This window comes from Maricaulis maris (assembly GCF_003634045.1).
GTDB classification, from domain to species: Bacteria; Pseudomonadota; Alphaproteobacteria; order Caulobacterales; family Maricaulaceae; genus Maricaulis; species Maricaulis maris.
On the sequence record NZ_RBIM01000005.1, the window covers coordinates 40,824 to 59,883 of the forward strand.

Here is a 19,060-nt window from a genome sequence, read left to right on the forward strand (position 1 = left end):
ACACGGGAGTTTGGGGAGTTCGGGGCAGCCTGCTGACGGGGGCCGGCGCCGGCGAGTAGAGAGCTTGGCCATGAAAACCGTGTTGCTGGTCGAAGACTGCGAGGGAGATGTTGAACTGGTCCGGACCGCGTTCGAGCGCTATTCCGGCGCCGTCCGTCTGGAGGTGGCGCGGTCGGGCGAAGCCGCCCTCGACCTGTTGCGTTGCCGGCAGGTCGGTGACAGTCCGAAGCTGCCGGTGTGCATCCTGCTCGACATGTGCATGAGCCATGGCGATGGCATCTGGCTGTTGCGCGGCCTCGATGACACGCCCGGCCTGCGCGACATCCCGGTGATGGTGATGAGCGAGACTGGCGACATGCTCGGTCCGGCCCGGGCTTTCGGCCGCGTCGTCGGCGCTGTCGAAAAACCGGCCCGCCTCCACGAATTCCGCAAGCTCGTCGAAGACCTCGCCCGCCTCGCCGGTGCGATGCCGCAACTGGTCAGTTGAACGGGGATGGGTGCCCGTAGGGCGAAGGGGGGTCGAGCTGGACGAACCCGCCTCGAACCCGCAGGGTTCGCAAGCGCGACGGCGCGCCGGCCGGCCAGGCCGCCCCATCGGAGGCGTCCGCAAAGCGGACTGCTGTGAGATCAGGGAAATGGTGGAGCCGAGGGGAATCGAACCCCTGACCTCGTCATTGCGAACGACGCGCTCTCCCAACTGAGCTACGGCCCCGAACCAAGGACGCCGAGGTACTTTTCCGCCGCTGCGCTGTCAAGCATCCGCGTCTGGACCTTTCCGGACCGCACGCGCTAAACAGGATCAAACGCGAAACGCAAGCGAGAGCGCAATGAACCAGTCCCTTGGGCAAGCCCTTATCCAATATTTCGTCGATCCCATTCTGTTCCTCTTCTACATCATCATCATCGTCGGAATCATCCTGAGCTGGCTCGTCAATTTCAACGTCGTGAACACCAACAACCAGCTGGTGAACATGATCTGGCGGATGACCCATTCCATCACCGAACCGGTGTTGCGGCCGATCCGCCGGGTCCTGCCGCCGATCGGAGGGCTGGATTTCTCGCCGCTGGTCCTGCTCCTGATCCTGATGTTCATCCGCGGTTGGCTGTTGCCGCAGATTTATGTCGCCCTCTGACGCGTATTCGATGTCGGTCCGGACAGCGTTGTCCTGCGCGTCCGGCTGACGCCAGGCGCATCCCGCGACGGTATCGAGGCCTGGCGGTGCGACGCGGCCGGACAGATCCATCTTGCGGCGCGGGTCCGTGCCGTGCCGGAGAAGGGCCGCGCCAATACGGCCCTGATCGCGCTGTTGGCCAAGCAATTGGCTATTCCCAAGCGTGACATCGATGTGATACGCGGCGCGACATCGCGTCTGAAGACGATCCGGATTGCCGCTGACCGAGCGGAGCGGGACCGGGTTGTCGTCCAACTGGAGGCCTTCGCGGATGAGCGCAAACCTGATTGACGGCAAGGCGGTCGCCGCCGAGATCGACGCCCGCGCCGGCGAAGTCGGAGCCGGGCTGGCCGCCGCGCTGGGGCGGGCCCCCTGTCTGGCCGTGGTGCTGATCGGCGATGATCCTGCGAGCGATGTCTATGTTCGCAACAAGGTCCGGCGCACCGAGGCGGCCGGTCTCACCTCGATCGAAATTCGCAAACCGGCGGATGTCAGGGAGGCTGATGTGATCGCGATCGTCGAGCGCCTCAATCAGGATGAGGGTGTCGACGGTATTCTCGTGCAGATGCCGCTGCCGGATCATATCAACGCCAATCGCGTGATCAGCCATATCGACCCGGACAAGGATGTCGACGGGCTGACAGAAACCAGTGCCGGGCGGCTGGTCCTGGGCCAGGCCGGTCTGCGCCCGTGTACGCCGGCGGGCTGTGTCTTTCTGGCGGAGCGCGCCCTGGGTGACCTGTCCGGCAAGTCGGTCGTTGTGATCGGCCGGTCTATCCTGGTCGGCAAGCCGGCAGCGCTGTTGTTTCTCGAGAAGAACGCCACGGTGACGATTGCGCATTCGCGCACCGCCGACCTGCCGGCCCTGTGCCGCACGGCGGATATCCTGGTGCCGGCGGTCGGACGAGCGGAAATGGTGCGTGGCGACTGGGTAAAGCCGGGCGCCTGCGTGCTGGATGTCGGCATCAACCGTATCGACGCGCCCGAGCGCGGCGCCGGCAAATCGCGTCTGGTTGGTGATGTCGCGTTTGATGAAATCGTTGGCCATGCCGGCTGGATTACGCCCGTTCCGGGTGGAATTGGCCCGATGACCATTGCAATGCTTTTGAGAAATACCGTAATAGCGGCAGCGCTTAGGGCGAAACTTCCGCTGCCGGATGATTATTGATCGGACTTGCCTGATTTTGTAAACGGTTCAATAACGCAACCTGCATAGAATATGAGCCAGGGAGGATTCCATGAGCAATCACGCACTGCGCGTTCTGCATGTAGAAGACGATTTCGCCGATGCGATGCTCGTCCAGCATGCCGTGTGCGAAGCGGGTGATCTGGACATCTCTTTCGAGGTGGCCCGCACGCTCAAGGACGCCAAGCGCTGCCTCGCCCGGTCGCAATATGATCTCATTCTGCTCGATCTGCGCCTGCCGGACTCGATCCATCCGACGGACACACTGGAAACAGCGCAATCCTGTGCCGGTGACACGCCCATGTTGATCCTGTCCGGCTCGATCATCGTCGATGAGGGGCATTTGCCCAGCGGTGTTGGCCGCGTCGACAAGAATTCCAGCTTTCGCAGTCCCAAGGGGGAGATGCCCTTGCATCTCGCGCACATGATCCGCGAAGCCGCTGAGTCCGCCGATATCCAGACCATCTGACCGCGCCCGACAGGGGACATGCAAGGGGCGTTTTACCGCTTGTTCCCGTGCCGACCGCCGCTAACCTTGCGCCTTCAGTCAGCGACAGGGAGAGCGCAATGAGCCAGGCGGACGTGATCGATTACGAGATCGGCGGCGAGGACATCCAGTATGTCGAGATCGAACTGGACCCGGGCGAAAGCGTGGTGTCCGAAGCGGGCGCGATGATGTTCAAGGCGCCGAGCATCAGCATGGAAGCGGTGTTCGGTGACGGTTCCCAGAAGAACCAGGGCGTCTGGGGCGCCCTCGCCGGCGCCGGCAAGCGGCTCCTCACCGGCGAAAGCCTGTTCATGACTGTCTTCACCCATGGTGGGCAGGGCAAGGCCAAGGTGGCGTTCGCAGCGCCCTATCCCGGCACCATCATCCCGGTCCACCTGCCCGATCTCGGTGGCGAGCTGATCTGCCAGAAGGACAGCTTCCTGGCGGCAGCCAAGGGCGTCTCGGTCGGGATCGCCCTGCAAAAGCGCATCATGACGGGCCTGTTCGGCGGCGAGGGCTTCATCATGCAACGCCTTGAGGGCACGGGCTGGGTCTTTGTCCATGCCGGCGGCACGTTGATCGAGCGTGAGCTGGCGCCGGGCGAGGAGCTTCACGTCGATACCGGCTGTGTCGTCGCCTATACGCCGGGCGTTGATTTCGAGATCGAGCGGGCCGGCAATATCAAGTCGATGATCTTTGGCGGTGAAGGCGTGTTCTTTGCCCGCCTGCGTGGACCGGGCAAGGTCTGGATCCAGTCGATGCCCTTCTCGCGCCTGGCGGGCCGCATCCTGGCCAATGTCCCGGTGACCGGGTCCGGTCAGGGCGAAGGCTCGGTGCTGGGGCCCTTGGGGTCAATCATGCGTGGCAATTGACGGCAGGCCGGTTTTCGTGCGCCGGGCGGTATGGGCGGCCCGGCGCATACATTATGCAGTTGACAGTCATTCGCATTCACGGGAAAGATTGCGAAAGGCTTTCAGGAAACCGTGTCCGTCCATGTATGTCTGCATCTGCAACGCGCTGCGCGATCGCGAGCTCAAGGCTGCCGCCGCCGACCCGTCCGTCAAGGGCGCGGCTTGCGTGTTCCGGGCTTGTGACGCCAAGCCGAAATGTGGTCGCTGCCTGCCGGACGTCGCCGACATGATCGCCGCCAACCGGCTTGGCCCGGACGGTTTTGCCGCGGCCGCTGAATAATCGCGACCGATACCCACTTTCACTTGCAAACTTAACGTTTTGGCCTGCGCTCGGCTTTCCGTAGAGTAGCATGTATTGCTGCGCACGGGAGAACCGCCATGAAGGGCGATGCCAAGGTCATTGAATTGCTGAACGGAGCGCTCAAGCTCGAACTGGCAGCCGTGAACCAGTACTTTCTGCATGCGCGCATGTTCAAGGATTGGGGTTTCGCGAAGATCGCCAAGGTCGAGTATGAGGAATCGATCGACGAGATGAAGCATGCGGACATGCTGATCGAACGCATTCTTTTCCTCGAAGGCCTGCCCGCCGTCCAGGACCTCGCCCGCATCTATATCGGCGAAACGCTGAAGGAATGCCTTGAGTGCGACCTCAAGGTCGAGCAGCGCGCCCATCCTTACTACAAGGAAGCGATCGCCTATTGTGAAGAAGCGGGCGACTATGTCTCGCGCAAGATTTTCACCGACATTCTCGACAGCGAAGAAGAGCATATCGACTTCCTCGAAACCCAGCTGGGCCTGATCGAGAAGATCGGCGAGGCGCGTTACATGCAGTCGCAGATGGCGCCTGGCGAGGGATAGGCGCCGGCCATTGGGTGGCCGTGCTATTTCCTTGAACGCACAAGCATGATTACATTCCTGTTACGTTGACCTGTCAGCCCGGCCTGCCGCGCCGGGGGCAACGCCGGGGAGATCATGTTCCGAGCCATCATTCCTGCCGTGCTGGCAAGCTGCCTGTTTGTTGGCCCCGGGCACGCGGCCGACCCGCCGATCTTCCAGCCCGGCGCGCCGGGCAGTGCCGCCCGCACCGTCACGCCGGACGAATCGATCAGCCTGGCCGGCAGCCGATATACCGCTGACGATGTCGCCTTCATGCAGCATATGATCGTGCATCACGGTCAGGCCGTTGACATGGGTAATCTGATCGCCGAACGGACCGACAATCGCGATATCGCCCTTATGGGAGATCGCATTGCCCGCTCACAGGCTTCTGAAATCGAGATGATGCGCGCCTGGCTGGTCCGCCGCGGATTGCCGACCGCGATGTCGCACGCCCCGGCCGGTCACGCGATGGCGACGGGTCATGGCGGGCATCACGGGGCGCATGGGGCACCGTCCGATGTGCCGTTGATGGCTGGCATGCTGTCGCCGGCGCAAATGGCCGAACTGGCTGCCGCAAGGGGTGATGCGTTCGACCGCCTCTATCTCACCGGCATGATCCACCACCACCAGGGCGCCATCGGCATGGTCGATCGTCTGCTTGCCGATGCCGGCAATGGTGAGGATCCGCAATTGTCGGAATTCCTGTCTGCGGTCATCGCCGACCAATCCGCCGAGATCGCGCGCATGCGTGGCCTGCTCGCCGGGCTTTAGCTTTTCGACGTCCGAGGGGGACATCATGACACCGAATTTCAGATCCATGGTTTCGTTGGCCGCGCTTGGCGCCGCCCTCGCCGCCTGTTCACCGGCCGCCGAGGAGGTTGCGAGCGGGCCGCCCTCGCGCGCCGATCTCGCGCCGGGCCTGTTTGACGCCGGTTCGGTGATCTGGAATCTCGAACGGACGGCCTCGGTGCCGCCACCGGATGGTTTCTTTGATCGCGACACCGCGATGATCGCCCTCAGCATCCCCGCCGACGAGGCCGGTGCGGCGATCGAGGACGAGGCCCCTGACGGCGCCGATGAAGGCGCCGACGAAGATACCCACGAAGACGCCAATGAAGACACGGATGACGACGAGGGCACCGGGCCGGGCCTCCTTTCCTTCGCCAATTCCGACCTCGCCTTCACCGGCGACCGGGTCATTGTCGGCGGGTTTCATGGCTTTAACGTCTATGACGCTGCCAATCCCGACGACCCGCAGCATATCCTGTCCGTGGTCTGCCCCGGCGGTCAGGGCGATGTCTCGGTGCACGGGAGTCTGGTCTTCTTCTCGACCGAACAAAACCGGGGCCGCCTCGATTGCGGCAATGATGGCGTTGATGACGAGTCCAGCCCGGAACGCTTCCTCGGTGTACGCATCTTCGATATCAGCGACCTGTCAGCGCCGCGCCAGGTGGCCGCTGTCCAGACCTGCCGCGGTTCGCACACCCACACGTTCGTGCCGCACCCGAGCGATGACCGCACCGCCTATATCTATGTTCAGGGCACCAGCAGCGTCCGTCCGGACAGCGAACTCGCCGGCTGTAGCGGTGGCGAGCCGGACGAAAATCCCGAGACCGCGCTCTACAGTATCGACGTGATCGAGGTCCCGCTCGACGCTCCGGAACAGGCCGCCATCGTCAGTCGGCCGCGCATCTTCACCGATTACGAGACCGGCGAGATTGCCGGCCTGTGGGCTGGCGGCGAAATGGAAGAGGGTGCCCAGACGGCCGCATCCACCGTGGCTTGCCACGACATCACGGTCTATCCGGAGATGGGGCTGGCCGGCGGGGCCTGCGGCGGAAACGGTATCCTTCTGGACATTTCCGACCCGGTGAATCCGCGCCGCATCTCCGACCTCGCCGATCCCAACATGGCCTATTGGCACTCGGCGACCTTTTCCAACGATGCCAGCAAAGTCCTGTTCACCGATGAGTGGGGCGGTGGTTTGGGCGCCCGTTGTCAGGCCGACGATCCGGCCGAATGGGGTGCTGACCTGATTGCCGATATCGTCGATGGTGAGCTGCAGCGGCGCGGCTTCTTCAAAATCCCGGGTGAACAATCGGCGATCGAGAACTGTGTTGCCCACAACGGCAATATCATCCCGGTCCCGGGGCGCGATATCATGGTGCAGGGCTGGTATAGTGGCGGCCTCTCGATCATCGACTTCACCGACAGTGACAATCCGTTCGAGATTGCCTTTTTTGACCAGGGTCCGCTGGGCCCCGACGCCCTGCGCGTCGGCGGCTATTGGGCGGCCTACTGGCATAATGGCCGCATCTGGGCGCCAGAGTTGGTTCGCGGCATGGATGTTTTCCGCCTGCAGCCAAGCGAATTTCTGACGGCCAACGAGATCGCCGCAGCGGAGCTCATTCACTTTGACGAGGCGAACACCCAGACGCAGTTGCACGTTACCTGGCCGGACCAGCCCGTGGTCGCCCTGGCCTTGCTCGACCAGATCGGTCGCACCGATGTGCTTGACGGCGGCGTGCTGGCCGCGATCGGCGAGACTGTCGAAGCTTGGTCGGCGGGAGAGGCTCATGCTGAAACGCTGGCGGCGGCAGGCGCGTCCCTGACGGCGGCAGCGGCTCAGCCCGGCCTGTCTTCGGCTGATGCTGACCGTCTTTCGACGCTCGGCGGGATCCTGTCGCGGGTCAATTAGGCCAATAAGAAACCGGGCGGGCCGGCTTGAATCCGACCCGCCCCGGCTTTCGTCGCGCCAGATGTCCTAGCGCTTGGTGTCGAAATCGGCGGCGCTGTGGCGTTCGGGAAGCTGATTGGCTTCCTCGCCCCAGACCCGATTGACCCGGATACCGCGTTTGACGGCCGGGCGATCGGCAATCTCGGCCGCCCAGCGTTGCACATGCGTGTAATCCCGGACTGATAAGAACTCGCCAGCCTCGTAGAGAACGCCGCGGGCGAGCGCGCCATACCAGGCCCAGACCGCCATGTCGGCGATCGAGTATTCAGCGCCGGCCAGATAGGGGCGTTCGGCAAGCGTCCGGTCGAGCACATCCATCTGGCGCTTCACCTCCATGGCAAAACGATTGATCGGATACTCCCATTTTTCCGGCGCATAGGCGTAGAAATGGCCAAAGCCGCCGCCCAGATAAGGCGCGGAACCCATCTGCCAGAAGAGCCAGTTCAGGGCCTCGGTGCGGCTGGCATGATCGGTTGGCAGGAAGGCGCCGAACTTCTCCGCCAGATAGAGCAGGATCGCGCCGGATTCGAAGACACGGGTCGGTGTCTCGGTGCTGTGGTCCATCAGGGCCGGGATCTTGGAGTTCGGATTGACCGCGACAAAGCCGGATGAGAACTGGTCGCCCTCGGTAATCCGCACCAGCCAGGCATCATATTCGGCCTCGCTGTGACCGAGCTCCAGCAGCTCCTCAAGCAGGATGGTGACCTTCACACCATTGGGCGTGGCCAGCGAATAGAGTTGCAGCGGATGCTTGCCGACCGGCAGGTCCTTGTCATGGGTCGAGCCGGCAATCGGTCGGTTGATACTGGCGAAGCGGCCACCGCTCTCGCTGTCCCAGGTCCATACTTTCGGCGGCACGTATTGGCTGGTCTCGGTCATGAAGGCACCCTGTTTGCTTGCGCCGATATGTAAGGCGCTCGACGCGAGGCACAAGGCGTGTTGCCTGATCGATCAGACCGGGCAGCGGTTCGAGTGGCGTGGAAGCAAAGAAAACTGGTCAAGGCTGATGGATCAGGCTCGAACATCCCAGCCTTGAGCGCGCTTCATGTGAGCACGAACCCCAACACCAAGGGTGGGCCTGAGCACGGGTTCGAGCGCAACGGAAGCAATGAAAGAATGGTGCCGCTTAGGTGACTCGAACACCTGACCTACGCATTACGAATGCGTTGCTCTACCAGCTGAGCTAAAGCGGCTTACCACAGGCCTGCCGACCGTCACCGGTCGAGAGGCGGCGGAAACTAACCGCGAATGGGGCGGTCGGCAAGCCCTTCATCATGGCAAAATCAGCGGTTCACGACCGTGTCGCGAAGGCGATCCAGCACCGGTTCGGCAAGGCAGTCGAAATCCGGCGGCCCCATATTGGTGATGATGATGTCGGCCAGGGGTTTTTGCGGCTCGACATGCAGGGTGTGCATGGGTTCGACGATGGTGTCGAACTGGTGACGGACCGAGTCCGGTGTCCGGCCGCGTTCGGACACATCGCGTTTGAGGCGGCGCTCGAAACGCACCGGGCGGGTGGCGGACACATAGATGACCAGGTCGAACAATTCGGCCAGGTCGGGTGTCGCGACCGCGTGCAAACCCTCGATGATGATGGCCGGAGCCGGCTCCACACGGCGGGTTTCGCGCTTGCGCGAATGGGTTGCGAAATCATATTGCGGGATGTCGACGGCGGCGCCGGCCTTCAGCGCCCGCAGGTGTTTAACCAGGAGTGCGTGCTCCTTGGAGGCGGGTTCGTCGAAATTGAAGCTGGCCGGATCGAAATCATCGAGCAGGGTCGCGTCGAGATAATAATCATCTTCCTTGATGACACAGGCGCCCGGAATTGCATCCGCGATGGCGTAGGCGAGGCGGGTCTTGCCGGAGGCGGAGCCACCGACAATCGCTATCAGGGTTACGTCGGGCCCGCTCACGCGCTGCGTCCGGGTTTGCCCTCGCCCTCGTCCGGCACGCCCGGGTCGTCAGGCATGCGCGCCGGAGTGTCGGCGAAGCTGGCTGTGCGCGATGTGGCGGATTTGACCGGTCGGGGCGCGTCGAGGAGTGCGGTTTCAGGCACCGCACCAGCGGCGCGTTCATAGCGCTCATAACGCGGATGGGTCAGGCGGTTTTCATCGCCGAAGACATAGACCATGCGTTTCCAGTCGTCCGGTGTATAGGCGAACAGACGGCCTTCCGGATCAATATCGGACCAGTCGGCATCGGCGCCGGCATGCGAGGCGCGGGTCATCCAGCGACGGGCCAGCTCGTCCTTGCCGTCGAGGCGCGCCAGCCGGGCCGACAGGGCACACAGGCGCGAGGAGGGCTGCCCGCTTTCCATCAGCGGGTCCAGCAGGGTGCGGGCGGCGGGTGCATCACCCTCCTCCAACGCCGTCTGGATCAGGATGAGGCGGCTTTCGCGATGGTCCGGATTGAGCTCGGCCAGCGCCTTGAGGCGCTCCATCCGTTTGGCCTTGGTGTCGGATTTCCGCAAGTCCTGGAAGGCGCGGGCGAGAGCCGGATGCGGCGCGGCAGCCCACGCTGATTCCAGAACTTCGGCGGCGCGCTTGTGACGGCGGCCATCGGCGAGGAGGCGGGCAGCGAGGGCCGCCGCCGGGGCAAAGCCTGGCGCGGCGCGGTGGGCTGATACCGCCAGCTCGCGCGCGGTCTCGGCATCATTGGTCTCGGCTTCCAGCGCCGCTGCGGTCAGCAGCACGCTGCGGCGACGACGGCCGGTATCCGGTGCGACATGTTTGCGGCGCTCGCCCTCGGTCAGTGTGGTCAGGGCGTCCTGCCAACGCGCCTTGGCGACCTGGGCATCGAACAGTGCATCAAAGGCCCAGCGCGCGCCCTTGGCTTGCTGGAACGCGTCGGCGGCGTGGTCGATCGTGGCGCCAAGATCGCCGCGTTCGCTGGACAGCTGGGCGAGGCCGCGCCGGGCAACAACCCGCGTTCGCTGATCTTCCAGCAGGGCTTCATAATGGGTCTGGGCGCCATCCAGATTGCCAGCCGACTCAGCGGCCCGGGCAGCGAGCAGGCGGGACAGGGCCGGCCTGTCGAGCAGGGCGTCGGCACGGGCGGCCTGGCGCACAGCCGCTTCACCGTCCCCGGCAGCCGACGCGATCAGGGCCTTTTCCAGTGCGTCATAGCCTTGCTCACGACGACGGCGGCCCATGAAACCCTTCACCTTGTCCGGCGAAGTCCACAACAGGTAGATGCCCCACCAGATCACCAGCATCAGGAAGGCAAACAGGATCACGCCGCCGGCAGCGACGACGAACGGCATTTCGGTCTGAACACCGAGGAATTCAAAGGAGGCATGGCCGGGGTTGAGTGCCAGGAAAGCGCCGAGGGCGGCGGTCAGCAGCGCAAAGACAACGGCCAGGATGAGGCGGATCATGTCGGGTCGCTTCCCTGTTCAGCCGCTTCAGCCGCCAGCGCGTCGCGCAGTGCTTGCAGGCGCTGGTCGAGATCAAGCCGGGCCCGGGCCTGGATCAGCCAGTCTCTGGCGGTTTCAAGCGCTTCGCCGTCAAGCCGTTCGGCGATGGTCACGGCGCCCACCAGGTCGTTCTCGGCCAGTCGGCGCTCGGCCAGTGCGGTCATCGCCAGGGGGCCACTATCGCTGTCCGTGCCATCAGTCCGACGCACTTCGATCAGGCCGAAAAAGACCCGGCCCGGGCCGGCGGCTTCGCGGATCGCGTCGCCGGGAAAGCTTGCGGTCAGTTCTGACAGGGTTGGCACGCCGGCGCGCGAATAACCGGCCATGGCTGCAAGGTCTGCCTGGCCGCGCCACAGCCGCGCCAGGGCAGCGCGCTCGGCCTCGAAACCGTCTCCGGTGCGGGCAATTTCGCGTAAGGCCGTCAGGGCCAGCGCGCGGGCGGCGAGCTGGCGCGAGGCTTGCCCGGTATCGACGGGTTGGCTGGACGCTGTCCGGGCCGCGCTGTCAGCACGATCCCTCGCCGTTTCGGCAAGCCCCCTGACCGTATCGAGTTCGCTCTGCAGCGCGACCAGGTCCTGACGCAGCCCGGCAATCGCCGGATCGGACCGGGCGGGCGCCGCGAGTGCATCGACCGAGGCTTCCACCGCCATGATCCGATCAGTCAACGCTTGCACGACCTGCGGATCAAGGGCAGCGCCATCGCCCGCCGATTGGCTGGCGTCCAGGGCTTGCTGGGCGCGGGCATCGGTCAGGGACTGGGCGGTTTCGAGGGCAGCGAGACGTGCTTCCAGCTCGCTTGGGTCAAACTGAGCCGCGGTGCCGGATGACGCATCATTGGCACTCACTTCCAGCCTGTCGAGCCGCGTTTCGATGGCCGACAGGTCGACGGTCTGTCCGCCTGACCCAGACCCGCCATTGGCTTCCAGTGTCGCCAGGCGTTGCTCCAGCGACCGGATATCAAGGGCAATCGCAGCGGCTGGGTCTTCGGCCTCAAGCGCACCAAGGCGGGTGTCCAGACCGGTGATCTCGCTGGTCAGGGCCGCGCGTTCGGCGGCGGCGCCGGCGTCCGGCATATCGGCGGCGGGGACGTAGCGCGAGGCGGCGAAGCCGACGGCGCCGCCGGCGACTGTCGCCAGCAGAAAGACGAGCACATGGCCCAGCGCGCCGCCGCGCTTGGGCGCAGTGGCACCGGCAGCGTGGCTGTCATCAGCCGGCTCGAACTCGGCGTCAACGGGTTCGGGATCGAGTGTGTCTTCGGGATTAGCCATGACGGCCCATGATTCGTGCGAATTTGCGCCAGCTTAGGACGCGTGGCCTGCCGAGGCCAGTTCCGATGAATCATCAAGCAGCGCCAAGAGCGCGTCTTCATTGGGCGATGCGGCCGCGACCAGGGCGCGAAACCCGGCCCCTTCCAGAGGGATGAGGGAGTTGGCCGAAATTCCCAGCGCTGTCACCGATCCCAGCCAATGATGGAGACCGAATTTCCGCAACAGGTCGAGGAAGGTCTTGGCGCCGCGGGCCGAGTGGATCAGGACCGAGACCGGCGCGCCGGACACGATGGCCGCAATCGCTTCCTCGCCCAGCGCATCGACGGCGACGGCGCCATAGCCGATTGCGTCGCGCACCTTGTAACCATCCGGCTTGAGTGCGCCAGACAGGTCGCCGGAGACATGGATGCCGCGGACATGCAGCAGCGAACCTTTCTCCGGGTTGAGTTTGCGGCGGATGAGTTGCGCCAGTGAGGTCACATCGCCGCCGGCGGCGTGGACTTTTCTGAAACCGATATCGCGCGCCGCCTGCGCAGTGGCATCGGCGACGGCGAAGACGGGCAGGTCGCGCTCGCTGCGACGCGGACCCCAGGCACGAACACCATTGGCCGAGGTGAAAACCAGTGCCTGCACACGCTCGAGACTGGCATCGATGCGGGCGCGGAAATTGATGTCGAGCACGGGCGATATGATGGGGTCGATCCCCATCCGCCGCAGCCCGGATGCGGTGCGTTCAGCGCCGGGCCAACCACGTGTGACCAAGACGGTCATGCGCCCACCAGGGCTGCGGCAAGGTCATCGCCGGCGGCGTCGCGCACGGCGCGGCCGAGCCTGTGTCCGGCCTCGCGGGCGCTATCGGGTGTCGCAGTGGTCATGTCGAATCGAATCTGCTTCCGCCAGCATTGCTTTCCATCAGGAGTCAAAACTTCGCCGATGAAGTCCATGGATACCTTATTCACATGGGCCGCAATCGGCGTTCGGCAAGAGCCATCGAGTTCGGCGAGGAAGGCGCGCTCGGCGGTGACGGCCAATTCGGTGTCGCGGTGATGCAGGCCGATGAGGTGGTTTGCTGCCTCCTCATCGCCAGCGCGAATGGCAACGCCGACAGCGCCCTGGGCCGCGGCCGGCAGCATTTCATCGGCGTGCAACGGGTCACGTCGGGCCTCGTCGCGCCCGAGGCGATTGAGACCGGCTCGGGCCAGGAAGGTGGCGTAGATTTCGCCGGCGCTCAGCTTGCCGAGGCGGGTATCGACATTGCCGCGCAGCGGGACGACCGTGAGGTCAGGCCGCTTGTGCAGGAGTTGCGCCTGACGGCGCAGGCTCGCGGTCCCGACTGTGACGCCGGCGGGCAGATCGGCAAGGCGGGTCTCGCCATTGCGGGCGATCAGCATGTCGTGCGGATCTTCGCGTTCCAACAGGGCGCCGACGACAAGCCCGTCGGGCAAGACGGTCGGGACATCCTTCATCGAGTGCACGGCGAAGGCGGCGCGGCCGTCAAGCTGCGCCTCGTCGATTTCCTTGGTGAACAACCCCTTGCCGCCCGCTTCGATCAGGGTCCGATCCTGGATCATGTCGCCGGTCGAGACCAGGCCCAGGATCGGGAAATGTGCCTCGACGCCGTCACCGGACAGCCCGCATTGTGCGGCCAGCCTGGCCTGGACATCGCGTGCCTGGACAAGGGCCAGCGGAGAGCGGCGGGTGGCGATGGCGAGCGGTCTGGACGGCGGCTTCACGTTGCAATCATCCCGGTCTTGGGGCTAGTGGACAGTCATGGACTTAGCGCCCCCCTCACCCCAAGCGCAAGCGCGCGCACTGACCGTGCTCGGTCTCGAATCCAGTTGCGACGAGACGGCGGCGGCTATCCTGCGCCGCGCGCCGGATGGCCAGGTCGAGGTTCTTGCCGACCGGGTACTCGGCCAGACCGAGGCGCATGCGCCCTTCGGCGGGGTGGTGCCGGAGATTGCGGCACGGGCCCATGCCGAGGCCATGGACGGTCTTGTGATGGAAGCACTGGCAGAGGCCGGGCTGTCGGTCGCCGATCTCGACGGGATCGCCGCGACGTCCGGGCCGGGCCTGATCGGCGGGGTGATGGCGGCGCTGATGACGGCCAAGGGGTTGGCGTTGGGCGCGGGCAAGCCGCTGATTGCAGTCAATCATCTGGAAGGTCATGCCCTCTCGCCACGGATTTCCGAGCCGCTGGCCTTTCCTTACCTGCTGCTGCTGGTCTCCGGCGGGCATACGCAATTGCTGATCGCCGAAGATGTCGGCGTCTATCACCGGCTTGGTTCGACGCTGGACGATGCGGCCGGCGAGGCGTTCGACAAGACCGCCAAGGTGATGGGGCTGGGCTTTCCCGGCGGGCCGGCGCTGGAGCGCTGCGCCGCGAGCGGTGATGCCAAGCGCTTCGAACTGCCGGTGCCGCTCAAGGGCAAGCCGGGCTGTGACTTCTCCTTTGCCGGCTTGAAGACCGCGGCCCGCCAGATCTGGGACGGGCTGGAGGCGCCCTCCGATCAGGACAAGGCGGATCTGTCCGCCAGCGTGCAGGCGGCCATTGCCCGGGCGCTGTCCCGACGCACGCGGCGGGCATTGGCGATGTTTGTCGAGCGCTATCCCGATGCGCCGCGGCCGATGTCGCTGGTTGTGGCGGGTGGTGTGGCGGCCAACACGGCTGTGCGCGCGGCGCTGGAAGTCGAGGCGGGCGATGCCGGTTTTCGCCTGATCGCGCCGCCGATGAAATGGTGTACCGACAACGCGGCGATGATCGCGCTTGTCGGTATTGAAAAGCTGGCGCGTGGCCAGATTGACGGGCTGGATGCGCCGGCACGGGCGCGCTGGCCATTGGACGCGGCTTCGGCCAAGGCCGATCCGGCCATCGGCTCCGGACGAAAGGGACCCAAGGCATGAGTGAATATCAGAGCATTGGCGTGATCGGCGCCGGCGCCTGGGGCACCGCCCTGGCGCAAACCGCTGCCAAGGCGGGCCGCGACGTGACCCTGTGGTCCTTCGAGCAGGATGTCACCGATGTGGTGAACAGCAAGCACGAGAACACGATCTACCTGCCCGATGTGAAATTGTCCGACGCCATCGAGGCGACGACCTCGATCTCGGATCTCGATGCCTGTGACGCCATACTGGCGGTCGCCCCGGCCCAGCATCTGCGCCGCGTGCTGGAAAGCTTCCTGCCCTATGCCCGGCCCGGCCTGCCCATCGTGCTGTGCGCCAAAGGGATCGAGCAGTCTTCGCTGTCGATGATGACCCAGGTCCTGAAGGAAACCATTCCGGCGGCGCTGCCGGCGGTCCTGTCGGGCCCGAGCTTTGCCATTGATACGGCTCAGGGCTTGCCGACCGCGGTGACCCTGGCCTGCGCCGATGAGGCGATCGGCAATCGGCTGATCGAAGCCCTCGGCACCAATCGTTTCCGGCCCTATCTCGCCACCGATCTGATCGGGGCCGAGATTGGCGGCGCGGTGAAGAATGTGCTCGCCATTGGCTGCGGGATATCCGAGGGCAAGGGGCTGGGAAAATCGGCCCATGCGGCCCTGATCTCACGCGGCTTCGCCGAAATGACCCGGCTCGCCCTGGCGCTGGGTGCCCAGCGCGAGACCCTGGCCGGGCTGTGCGGTCTGGGTGATCTCGTCCTGACCTGTTCCTCGCCGCAATCGCGCAACATGTCCTGCGGCCTCGCGCTGGGGCGCGGGGTGTCGCTGGACGACATCATGGCCGGCCGCCGGGCGGTGACCGAGGGCGTCGCCAGCGCCCCGGCCGTGGTCGAACTGGCGCGCCGTCATGGCGTTGAAATGCCGATCTGTGAAGCGGTCAATGAGATCCTGGCCGGCCGGGCCAGTGTTGATGACGCCATCGAGACCCTGCTTGCGCGTCCTTTCACGCTGGAGACCGCCTGATGCTCTTTCTGGTTCACACTTGGGACCGGCCCGGCGCGCTGGACGTCCGCATGGCCAATCGCGACGCCCATATCGCCTGGCTGAAAGCGGCGGGCACCAGCGTGAAGGCGGCGGGCCCCTGGCTCGACGATGCCGAGCAGATGGCCGGATCGCTGCTGATCATCGAGGCGAGCGACCGCACCGCGCTGGATGCCTGGCTGGCGACCGATCCCTACCAGTCCGCCGGCCTGTTCGAGCGGGTTGAGGTGGCGCCCTATCGCTGGGTCTTCAATCCGCCGGTCGAGGCCGGCTGATGCGGCCCAAGCCGCCGCCCGGTACCATTCTTGGCCGTCTGGATGATCTACCGGATCCCGGCGCCCGTGCATCGGCCTGGGAAGGCCGGGCCGTCGTCTTGATCCGCCGCGGCGAGACTGTGACCGCCTTCATCAATCTCTGCCCGCATGCCGGCTTGCCACTTTGCCTTCCCGACGGGCGCGGCCTCCTGCACAAGGGCGAAACGCTGGTTTGCCCGGTTCATGGCGCCAGCTTTGATGCTGCGAGCGGCGAGTGCACGGGCGGTCCTGCTGCCGGCGACCGCCTCACAGCGATCCCGGTCGAGATCGTCGGCGCCGAGGTGCGCGCCCTGTGACCGGCAATCTTTTCAACAAGCTGCCCGATGCGAGCCGTAACGAGATCGCCGAAATTCTGGCGCGCGGCAATGAGGTCCGCATTGAGCGGATTGTCTCGCGCGGCCAGTCATCGCCGGACGGGTTCTGGTATGACCAGAGCGAACATGAATGGGTCGCCCTGCTCGCCGGGTCGGCGAGGCTGGAGTTGCAGGATCCGGAGCAATGCCTGGAGTTGACGCCGGGCGATCACGTGCTGATCCCGGCCCATCGCCGTCACCGGGTGGCTGCGACCGCTGCGGATGTCGAGACGGTCTGGTTGGCGGTTTTCTATTCCGACGGCTGAGTGGCTGCCGGCAGATTGGTGATGGCATCAACCAGTGCCTGACCAGTCGGCTGATCCTTGACCACGGTACAGAAACTGCCATCCATCGAGCGGTGATAAATCACCGCATCTGTTGTGTGGGAGTGTTGCTGGCCGGCGGCGCGGTAAAAGTCCGCATTGGCCGCATCCATCGCGGTCTTGGTGGTCTGGTCCAAATCTGACACAGCGAGGATGACGTCGCCGGTCTCGCCGTTCAGAGACCAGGACACGCGGGTCAGACCGGCCGGTCCGGTTTCCAGCAGGGTCTGGCCCGGCTCGAGCAGGGTCGACGGCGTTTCCGCAAAACAGGCGTCCGAGCTGGCGAGATTATCCTCGCTGAAACCGGTATTGATGGTCGAGCCTTGCTCAGACGAGCAGGCAGCCAGCAGGGCCAGGGCAGGCAGGGCGATCCAGATTTTCATTTCGGCGCACTCCGTAGCGACGCGATACGGCTGGCGTATACCGAGCGTGAAAGGCGCGGTGAAATGAATGTTTTGTGTCGGGGTAGAGGCGGTATGCAACACGCGCTTTGCCGACATGGCCTGTCAGCGCAAATACTCAGCTCTCAAGCCGAGCCTTCAAGCGCACCAACGCGCCCCGCCATTCCGTTTTCCAGTGTTCGCAATCCTCGGCCGTTTCGAGGTTCTCATGGCTGAGGCTGATCTGGGCTTTCGGGCCTGTCGCGCCCGCCTTGGTGGCGAGCCAGACCGAGAGGCGACCACCCTCGGACCAATGTCCGTTGATAGATTTGCCCGGGGTGCCGGATGTCCGGCTGAAAACGCCATCAGGACCCCATTCGGCGAAATCGGGTAGATCGAACGCCGCTTCGACGCTTGCCGGATCGGTCGCGATCGTCTTCGATCCGGAAGCCTGGTACTTGCCGTCGCCAGCGGCCCGCTCATGCGGATCGCGGCGACCGGTCAGCATTTCCCAGGTGCCGGACACCATTTGCGCCCACCAGAATGACAGGCCGTGCTTGTCGCGCAGAGTCCGGGCCAAGGCTCGGTGGTCCATCTCGCCCGCCCAGCCATCGAGCTCGGCGCGCCATTCCGGCCAGTTCCGACCGGTGGCTGCCTTGACGGCCGCATCCGAGATGGGCGGGGTCCAGACCTCAACCATGATTTTCTACGCCGGTTGCAGGGCCGGCTTAGCGTCGAAGAATTTGGCGCACTCGGCGATCAGCGCCTGCTTGGCAAAACTGACGATCTCGGCGCCTTTTTCCGGTGTGGCCTGCGACGGGTCGGAACCAATCCGGCCGTCCGGGAATTTCCGGCGATAGTCCGCCGCGTCACTGAACCCGCCCACCGGGGCGATCTTCGGGCTCATCTCAACATGTTTGATGGCGTGCGGATGGGCGTAATAGGTCACCGAGACCTCCGACGCCGTGGCATGCATGCCCTCGCCGACCGGGAAGAGCTTGCGGCAGGTGTCCATGACGCCGGGCAGTTCCCACCAATTGCGCTGCATCAACTGGACCGGGCAGGCGGCGCCATCGAGTGAGAAATTGGCGTAATACTCGGCGAAAGCCGCGTTGATCGTGGTGATATTGCCGCCATGGCCATTGAGGAAATAGATGCGGTCGAATCCGTGACGGGTCAGGCTCTCAATCCAGTCATTGATGACCGCAATCATGGTCGAGGGCCGCAGTGTCATCGAGCCGGCAAAGCCGAGGTGGTGCTGGGCGATGCCGACATTGAAAGTCGGCCCGACCAGGAGGCCGGCTTCGGCGCCGGCTTCGGCGGCGATCACTTCCGGGCAGATCGCATCGGTCCCGACCAGCCCGTTCGGGCCGTGTTGTTCGGTCGATCCGATGGGGATGATGATCCCCTTGCAGGTGTTGAGATAGGCCTCGACTTCAGGCCAGGACGCGTGGTGCAGCAGCATGACAGCCCTCTCCGGGATAGCGCTTGTCCGGGGAGCTAAGCCGCGACGGCGACCGGGCGCAAGGGCTGGATGCGGCGCGAGGTCGTCTAGAGGCGACGGCTCTCGCGGCGGTAGAGCCAGGCCGCCAGGGCGGATGCGACAGCGGCAAAAGCCAGAATGAAATGCATGGACCCCTCCATTGCGGCGTGTCGCCGCTTGTGCCCATGTCTATCGCCTAAGTCCTTATCAACCGTAAAAGAATCGCGATTCA

24 protein-coding genes and 2 tRNA genes are annotated in these 19,060 nt (G+C 64.8%); 15 read left to right on the forward strand and 11 right to left on the reverse strand.

Annotated features, from left to right (window positions below; all coding sequences use genetic code 11):
• Positions 1-70: 70 nt before the first annotated feature.
• Positions 71-487, forward strand: a complete 417-nt coding sequence (locus C7435_RS10970; protein ID WP_075189154.1) for a response regulator — start codon at positions 71-73, stop codon at positions 485-487.
• A 149-nt stretch (positions 488-636) separates the two neighbouring features.
• Here C7435_RS10970 and C7435_RS10975 read toward each other — a convergent pair.
• A tRNA-Ala gene (locus C7435_RS10975) sits at positions 637-712 on the reverse strand.
• 115 nt (positions 713-827) lie between these two features.
• On the opposite strand from C7435_RS10975, the gene C7435_RS10980 reads away from it, so the two are divergent.
• From C7435_RS10980 to C7435_RS11020, 9 genes are all read left to right on the forward strand, one after another.
• A complete protein-coding gene (locus C7435_RS10980; protein ID WP_075189153.1) occupies positions 828-1,133 on the forward strand; it encodes a YggT family protein in 306 nt (101 codons plus the stop codon).
• Between the two features lie 33 nt (positions 1,134-1,166).
• Positions 1,167-1,463, forward strand: a complete 297-nt coding sequence (locus tag C7435_RS10985; RefSeq protein WP_121211512.1) for a DUF167 family protein — start codon at positions 1,167-1,169, stop codon at positions 1,461-1,463.
• Positions 1,444-2,340 (forward strand): bifunctional methylenetetrahydrofolate dehydrogenase/methenyltetrahydrofolate cyclohydrolase FolD, encoded by an 897-nt coding sequence (folD, locus tag C7435_RS10990; protein ID WP_121211513.1) that lies wholly within the window; start codon positions 1,444-1,446, stop codon positions 2,338-2,340. Before C7435_RS10985 ends, folD begins: the two co-directional genes overlap by 20 nt.
• A gap of 70 nt (positions 2,341-2,410) precedes the next feature.
• The gene (locus C7435_RS10995) at positions 2,411-2,827 is read left to right on the forward strand and encodes a response regulator (RefSeq protein WP_075189150.1); all 417 of its coding nucleotides are present in this window, start codon (positions 2,411-2,413) and stop codon (positions 2,825-2,827) included.
• Between the two features lie 98 nt (positions 2,828-2,925).
• Positions 2,926-3,717, forward strand: coding sequence for a TIGR00266 family protein (locus C7435_RS11000; RefSeq protein ID WP_121211515.1), 792 nt, complete (start codon positions 2,926-2,928; stop codon positions 3,715-3,717).
• A gap of 121 nt (positions 3,718-3,838) precedes the next feature.
• Positions 3,839-4,036, forward strand: a complete 198-nt coding sequence (locus C7435_RS11005; protein ID WP_121211517.1) for a (2Fe-2S)-binding protein — start codon at positions 3,839-3,841, stop codon at positions 4,034-4,036.
• 98 nt (positions 4,037-4,134) lie between these two features.
• On the forward strand, positions 4,135-4,614 hold the full coding sequence (gene bfr, locus C7435_RS11010; RefSeq protein WP_075189147.1) for a bacterioferritin: 480 nt from the start codon (positions 4,135-4,137) through the stop codon (positions 4,612-4,614).
• A 114-nt stretch (positions 4,615-4,728) separates the two neighbouring features.
• A complete protein-coding gene (locus C7435_RS11015; protein ID WP_121211519.1) occupies positions 4,729-5,406 on the forward strand; it encodes a DUF305 domain-containing protein in 678 nt (225 codons plus the stop codon).
• Between the two features lie 25 nt (positions 5,407-5,431).
• Positions 5,432-7,333 (forward strand): LVIVD repeat-containing protein, encoded by a 1,902-nt coding sequence (locus tag C7435_RS11020; RefSeq protein WP_121211521.1) that lies wholly within the window; start codon positions 5,432-5,434, stop codon positions 7,331-7,333.
• A gap of 66 nt (positions 7,334-7,399) precedes the next feature.
• On the opposite strand, the gene yghU is transcribed toward C7435_RS11020, so the two are convergent.
• The 7 genes from yghU to hemC form a co-directional block, all read right to left on the reverse strand.
• Complete coding sequence (gene yghU / locus C7435_RS11025) at positions 7,400-8,251, reverse strand: glutathione-dependent disulfide-bond oxidoreductase (protein ID WP_121211523.1); 852 nt, start codon at positions 8,249-8,251, stop codon at positions 7,400-7,402.
• Positions 8,252-8,489: 238 nt separating this feature from the next.
• Positions 8,490-8,565, reverse strand: a tRNA-Thr gene (locus C7435_RS11030).
• A gap of 90 nt (positions 8,566-8,655) precedes the next feature.
• Positions 8,656-9,285 (reverse strand): uridine kinase, encoded by a 630-nt coding sequence (gene udk, locus C7435_RS11035; RefSeq protein WP_121211524.1) that lies wholly within the window; start codon positions 9,283-9,285, stop codon positions 8,656-8,658.
• Complete coding sequence (locus tag C7435_RS11040) at positions 9,282-10,748, reverse strand: heme biosynthesis protein HemY (RefSeq protein ID WP_121211526.1); 1,467 nt, start codon at positions 10,746-10,748, stop codon at positions 9,282-9,284. Before C7435_RS11040 ends, udk begins: the two co-directional genes overlap by 4 nt.
• The gene (locus tag C7435_RS11045) at positions 10,745-12,055 is read right to left on the reverse strand and encodes a hypothetical protein (RefSeq protein WP_121211528.1); all 1,311 of its coding nucleotides are present in this window, start codon (positions 12,053-12,055) and stop codon (positions 10,745-10,747) included. The genes C7435_RS11040 and C7435_RS11045 overlap by 4 nt, the downstream gene beginning before the upstream one ends.
• Before the next feature lie 33 nt (positions 12,056-12,088).
• Positions 12,089-12,826, reverse strand: a complete 738-nt coding sequence (locus tag C7435_RS11050) for a uroporphyrinogen-III synthase (protein WP_121211530.1) — start codon at positions 12,824-12,826, stop codon at positions 12,089-12,091.
• Positions 12,823-13,788: a hydroxymethylbilane synthase gene (hemC, locus tag C7435_RS11055; RefSeq protein ID WP_121211532.1), complete on the reverse strand. Its 966-nt coding sequence runs from the start codon at positions 13,786-13,788 to the stop codon at positions 12,823-12,825. The genes C7435_RS11050 and hemC overlap by 4 nt, the downstream gene beginning before the upstream one ends.
• Positions 13,789-13,825: 37 nt before the next feature.
• Here hemC and tsaD point away from each other — a divergent pair, with 37 nt between their 5' ends.
• Genes tsaD through C7435_RS11080 form a run of 5 tightly spaced genes read left to right on the forward strand, consistent with a single transcriptional unit; the run spans position 13,826 to position 16,908 of the window.
• Entirely contained in the window at positions 13,826-14,959 is a 1,134-nt protein-coding gene (gene tsaD / locus C7435_RS11060; protein ID WP_121211533.1) for a tRNA (adenosine(37)-N6)-threonylcarbamoyltransferase complex transferase subunit TsaD, read from the forward strand.
• Positions 14,956-15,957, forward strand: coding sequence for an NAD(P)H-dependent glycerol-3-phosphate dehydrogenase (locus C7435_RS11065; protein ID WP_121211535.1), 1,002 nt, complete (start codon positions 14,956-14,958; stop codon positions 15,955-15,957). Before tsaD ends, C7435_RS11065 begins: the two co-directional genes overlap by 4 nt.
• Positions 15,957-16,250, forward strand: a complete 294-nt coding sequence (locus C7435_RS11070) for a YciI family protein (protein WP_121211537.1) — start codon at positions 15,957-15,959, stop codon at positions 16,248-16,250. Before C7435_RS11065 ends, C7435_RS11070 begins: the two co-directional genes overlap by 1 nt.
• Positions 16,250-16,585 (forward strand): Rieske (2Fe-2S) protein, encoded by a 336-nt coding sequence (locus C7435_RS11075; RefSeq protein ID WP_121211539.1) that lies wholly within the window; start codon positions 16,250-16,252, stop codon positions 16,583-16,585. The genes C7435_RS11070 and C7435_RS11075 overlap by 1 nt, the downstream gene beginning before the upstream one ends.
• Entirely contained in the window at positions 16,582-16,908 is a 327-nt protein-coding gene (locus C7435_RS11080) for a cupin domain-containing protein (RefSeq protein ID WP_121211540.1), read from the forward strand. The genes C7435_RS11075 and C7435_RS11080 overlap by 4 nt, the downstream gene beginning before the upstream one ends.
• Here C7435_RS11080 and C7435_RS11085 read toward each other — a convergent pair.
• The 3 genes from C7435_RS11085 to C7435_RS11095 form a co-directional block, all read right to left on the reverse strand.
• The gene (locus tag C7435_RS11085) at positions 16,893-17,348 is read right to left on the reverse strand and encodes a hypothetical protein (protein WP_121211542.1); all 456 of its coding nucleotides are present in this window, start codon (positions 17,346-17,348) and stop codon (positions 16,893-16,895) included. The two genes, C7435_RS11080 and C7435_RS11085, sit on opposite strands and share 16 nt — an antisense overlap.
• A 136-nt stretch (positions 17,349-17,484) precedes the next feature.
• On the reverse strand, positions 17,485-18,045 hold the full coding sequence (locus tag C7435_RS11090) for a hypothetical protein (protein ID WP_121211544.1): 561 nt from the start codon (positions 18,043-18,045) through the stop codon (positions 17,485-17,487).
• 6 nt (positions 18,046-18,051) lie between these two features.
• A complete protein-coding gene (locus C7435_RS11095) occupies positions 18,052-18,810 on the reverse strand; it encodes a creatininase family protein (protein WP_121211546.1) in 759 nt (252 codons plus the stop codon).
• Between the last annotated feature and the right edge of the window lie 250 nt (positions 18,811-19,060).

What these genes read in the sequence shown, in the direction of transcription:
- C7435_RS10970 (WP_075189154.1), top strand. Translation starts at nt 71, where the DNA reads ATGAAAACCGTGTTGCTGGTCGAAGACTGCGAGGGAGATGTTGAACTG.
- C7435_RS10980 (WP_075189153.1), top strand. Translation starts at nt 828, where the DNA reads ATGAACCAGTCCCTTGGGCAAGCCCTTATCCAATATTTCGTCGATCCC.
- folD (WP_121211513.1), top strand. Translation starts at nt 1,444, where the DNA reads ATGAGCGCAAACCTGATTGACGGCAAGGCGGTCGCCGCCGAGATCGAC.
- C7435_RS10995 (WP_075189150.1), top strand. Translation starts at nt 2,411, where the DNA reads ATGAGCAATCACGCACTGCGCGTTCTGCATGTAGAAGACGATTTCGCC.
- C7435_RS11000 (WP_121211515.1), top strand. Translation starts at nt 2,926, where the DNA reads ATGAGCCAGGCGGACGTGATCGATTACGAGATCGGCGGCGAGGACATC.
- C7435_RS11005 (WP_121211517.1), top strand. Translation starts at nt 3,839, where the DNA reads ATGTATGTCTGCATCTGCAACGCGCTGCGCGATCGCGAGCTCAAGGCT.
- bfr (WP_075189147.1), top strand. Translation starts at nt 4,135, where the DNA reads ATGAAGGGCGATGCCAAGGTCATTGAATTGCTGAACGGAGCGCTCAAG.
- C7435_RS11015 (WP_121211519.1), top strand. Translation starts at nt 4,729, where the DNA reads ATGTTCCGAGCCATCATTCCTGCCGTGCTGGCAAGCTGCCTGTTTGTT.
- C7435_RS11020 (WP_121211521.1), top strand. Translation starts at nt 5,432, where the DNA reads ATGACACCGAATTTCAGATCCATGGTTTCGTTGGCCGCGCTTGGCGCC.
- yghU (WP_121211523.1), bottom strand. Translation starts at nt 8,251, where the DNA reads ATGACCGAGACCAGCCAATACGTGCCGCCGAAAGTATGGACCTGGGAC.
- C7435_RS11040 (WP_121211526.1), bottom strand. Translation starts at nt 10,748, where the DNA reads ATGATCCGCCTCATCCTGGCCGTTGTCTTTGCGCTGCTGACCGCCGCC.
- C7435_RS11045 (WP_121211528.1), bottom strand. Translation starts at nt 12,055, where the DNA reads ATGGCTAATCCCGAAGACACACTCGATCCCGAACCCGTTGACGCCGAG.
- C7435_RS11050 (WP_121211530.1), bottom strand. Translation starts at nt 12,826, where the DNA reads ATGACCGTCTTGGTCACACGTGGTTGGCCCGGCGCTGAACGCACCGCA.
- tsaD (WP_121211533.1), top strand. Translation starts at nt 13,826, where the DNA reads ATGGACTTAGCGCCCCCCTCACCCCAAGCGCAAGCGCGCGCACTGACC.
- C7435_RS11065 (WP_121211535.1), top strand. Translation starts at nt 14,956, where the DNA reads ATGAGTGAATATCAGAGCATTGGCGTGATCGGCGCCGGCGCCTGGGGC.
- C7435_RS11070 (WP_121211537.1), top strand. Translation starts at nt 15,957, where the DNA reads ATGCTCTTTCTGGTTCACACTTGGGACCGGCCCGGCGCGCTGGACGTC.
- C7435_RS11075 (WP_121211539.1), top strand. Translation starts at nt 16,250, where the DNA reads ATGCGGCCCAAGCCGCCGCCCGGTACCATTCTTGGCCGTCTGGATGAT.
- C7435_RS11085 (WP_121211542.1), bottom strand. Translation starts at nt 17,348, where the DNA reads ATGAAAATCTGGATCGCCCTGCCTGCCCTGGCCCTGCTGGCTGCCTGC.
- C7435_RS11090 (WP_121211544.1), bottom strand. Translation starts at nt 18,045, where the DNA reads ATGGTTGAGGTCTGGACCCCGCCCATCTCGGATGCGGCCGTCAAGGCA.
- C7435_RS11095 (WP_121211546.1), bottom strand. Translation starts at nt 18,810, where the DNA reads ATGCTGCTGCACCACGCGTCCTGGCCTGAAGTCGAGGCCTATCTCAAC.